This window comes from uncultured Dialister sp., from assembly GCF_900541605.1.
Taxonomy (GTDB): domain Bacteria; phylum Bacillota; class Negativicutes; order Veillonellales; family Dialisteraceae; genus Dialister.
Genome location: NZ_UQKJ01000175.1, coordinates 1 through 3,219, shown reverse-complemented (window position 1 = coordinate 3,219; position 3,219 = coordinate 1). Strand labels below are relative to the sequence as shown.

At 54.1% G+C, this 3,219-nt stretch carries 3 protein-coding genes; all 3 read left to right on the top strand.

Translation table 11 applies throughout. The features are described from left to right. Positions 1-305 precede the first annotated feature (305 nt). Positions 306-1,562, top strand: coding sequence for a Glu/Leu/Phe/Val dehydrogenase (locus QZR21_RS08740; protein WP_296096796.1), 1,257 nt, complete (start codon positions 306-308; stop codon positions 1,560-1,562). Between the two features lie 299 nt (positions 1,563-1,861). Further along, entirely contained in the window at positions 1,862-2,698 is an 837-nt protein-coding gene (locus QZR21_RS08735; protein WP_296096798.1) for a deoxyribonuclease IV, read from the top strand. A gap of 195 nt (positions 2,699-2,893) precedes the next feature. Then, positions 2,894-3,219: exonuclease subunit SbcD (gene sbcD, locus QZR21_RS08730; RefSeq protein ID WP_296974987.1), on the top strand; the 326-nt coding region annotated here is incomplete at its 3' end.

Below are 3,219 nucleotides of genomic sequence, written 5' to 3'. Positions count from 1 at the left end.
CTTCCTTTTAGGCCAAACGGCGGCAGCCCAAAGGGCGGGGGATGGATCCGCCTCGGAGAGGCGGGATTTAAAAATCGCGGCGCTACATGATTTGATGCGCCGCCACAACCACTCCTCACTCCTCACTCCTCACTTTTTTCTCTCCTTCCCTTCTCTCAAAATCATAGGAAACCGAAAACCTATGCCGAATGGTCATTCATGCATGATTACAAGTATTCAAAGGGCACCGAAGGTGTTATAGTAGCAGTAGTGGGTCTTTGGGACTACCCGGAGACTGTAAATACTATTTCTTCAGGAGGTAGAAAATGGCAAACTACAATCCTTATGAAAACATGCTTCACGTACTGGACAAGGCAGCAGAAAAGCTGGGTTACAAGAAAGAGGACTATGAATTTGTAAGGTATCCGGAACGGGAACTCACCGTCAGTATCCCGGTCCGGATGGATGATGGCCATGTAGAAGTTTTCTCCGGCTACCGGGTGCAGCATTCCACCGCCCGGGGTGCTGCAAAAGGGGGCATCCGGTTCCATCCCCAGTCCGATGAAAATGAAGTAAAGGCACTGGCAGCCTGGATGACCATTAAGAACGCCATCGGCAATATTCCCTATGGCGGTGCCAAAGGCGGCATCCGGGTGGATCCCCACAAACTGTCAGAGCGGGAACTGGAACGGCTGACCCGAGGCTATGTACGGAAGATTTATCCCATCATTGGGCCGGACAAGGATGTACCGGCACCGGATGTGAATACCAATGGCCAGATTATGGCCTGGATTGCCGATGAATATGCGGCCCTTTCCGGCACCTGGCAGCCCGGCGTGGTGACAGGGAAACCCCTGTCCGTAGGCGGCTCCCTGGGACGGAATGAAGCCACCGGCCGGGGACTCCTCTTTACTCTGGAGACCTGGTGCGAAAAGAACCATAAGGACATGAAGGACCTCACCATGATTGTCCAGGGCTTCGGCAACGTTGGCTCCGTCGGCTCCCTCCTCATGCACCGGAAGGGTGTGAAAATCACCACCATCGGCGATATCAACGGCACCTGGCACAAGGAATCGGGCCTGGACATCGAGAAAATGTACACCTATGCCAACAGCCACGGCCGTTCTCTGAAGGGATACACCGAAGAGGGGGCAGAAATGATTCCGGATGAAGACCTCTTCGCCCAGAAGGCGGATGTCATTTTCGTGGCGGCTATGGAAAACCAGCTGAACAGCAGCACCATGGAAAAGGTACAGGCACCGCTCATCCTGGAAGGCGCCAATGGCCCCACCACGGAAGAGGCGGATGCTTACTTTGAAAAGAAGGGCATCGAAGTACTGCCGGACGTCATGAGCAATGTAGGCGGCGTCGTGGGCTCCTACTTCGAATGGGTCCAGAACCGCACCGGCTACTACTGGACGGAAGAAGAATACAATGCCCGCCTCCAGAAGAAGATGCGGGAAGCCTATGAAGATGTGTACGCACTGAAAGAGAAATACCATGTCACCTACCGGCTGGCGGCTTACATGCTGGCCCTGTCCCGGGTGGTGGAAGCCCAGAAGACCAGAGGTTTCCTGGGATAATCGGCTAGGATAAAAAGCACCGGCACCGCCGGTGCTTTTTTCGTCCATGGTATAATGGGGAGAATCAGCATTGTTATTCGGTGCTAATGGCTAGAGTCATTGGCATGGGGCTGCTGGCTTCCAGCTGTTAGCTGCCAGGGAAGCTGGCCAGCCTACGGCGTGTGGAATATTGTCGGAAATGTCGAGTGCAAAAGCGCCGCAGGCAGATCAGCTTTCCTGGCAGCTAGAAGCTAAAAGCTAGTGGCTCCATCGGAGTGACTCTGGCCATAAGTACCGCAATCATACATAAGGAGATCATCATGTTTATCATCGGATGTCATTTATCAGTTTCCAAAGGATTTCTGGCCATGGGGAAGACCGCCACGGAACTCGGGGGCAATACATTCCAGTTCTTCCCCCGGAATCCCCGGGGCGGCCAGGCGAAACCGCTCGTAGAGGAAGACGTGGAGGGCCTTCGGCAGTGGATGGAGAACCATCACTTCGGCCCCATCCTCTGCCACGGCGCCTACACCATGAACGGCGCTTCCACGAAAGAGAATGTCCGGGAATTTGCAAGGACCGCCATTCGGGAAGACCTGGCAAAGACGGCCCATCTGCCCCGCTGCATGTATAATTTCCACCCCGGTGCCCACCTGAAGCAGGGCGTGGACCAGGCGGTAATCCTCATTTCAGACATGCTGAACTACGCCATGGACCAGGAAGAACTGCCGAAATACGTACTTTTGGAGACCATGGCGGGGAAAGGCACCGAAGTGGGCCGGACCTTCGAGGAACTGGCAGCCATTATCGACAGGGTAGAGCGGAAAGACCAGATGGGCGTATGCCTCGATACCTGCCACGTCTACGACGGCGGCTATGACATCGTAAATGACCTGGACGGCGTGCTCCGTCACTTCGATGAGACCATCGGTCTTGACAGGCTCCATGCCATCCACCTGAACGATGACAAGAACCCCCTGGGCAGCCACAAGGACCGGCATGAAAAAATCGGAAAGGGCACCCTGGGCCTCGAAGCCATCGGCCGCATCATCAACCATCCCCTGCTGAAGGATCTTCCCTTTTATCTGGAAACGCCCAATGAACTTCCGGGATATAAGGAAGAAATCAGTTTGCTGAAAAGTATGAGAAAAGAATAAAGAAAGTTTACGGCCTGCTGCCGGGGCTGTGTCCGCTGGACAAGGCTGGTGTCTGTACTGCACATGGTAAAGGCTAAAGTCCCTATTCGTTCGCATGCGCACTTAATGCGCATCCATTCATCCGTATTCCCATAAATGATTCCTGTTATAATAATGACAAAGCAGGAATCTTTTATTTTTTACGAGGAGACTATTATGAAATTTATTCATACCGCAGACTGGCATCTGGGGAAGCTCCTGAAGGAGCACAGTATGACCGAGGACCAGGCCTGGCTTCTGGAGAACCGGTTCCTTCCCCTGGTGGATGAGGAGAAGCCGGATGTGATTCTTCTTTCCGGCGACGTGTACGACCGGTCCTATCCGCCGGAGGAGGCGGTGGAGCTCTTTGACCGGATGACCGAGGAAATCGTGGGGAAGAGGAAGATTCCCTTTATCATCATCAGCGGCAACCACGACAGCCCGGAGCGCCTGTCCTTTGGGGGAAGGTTGATGAGCAGCAGGAAGGTGTTTGTGGCGCCGGT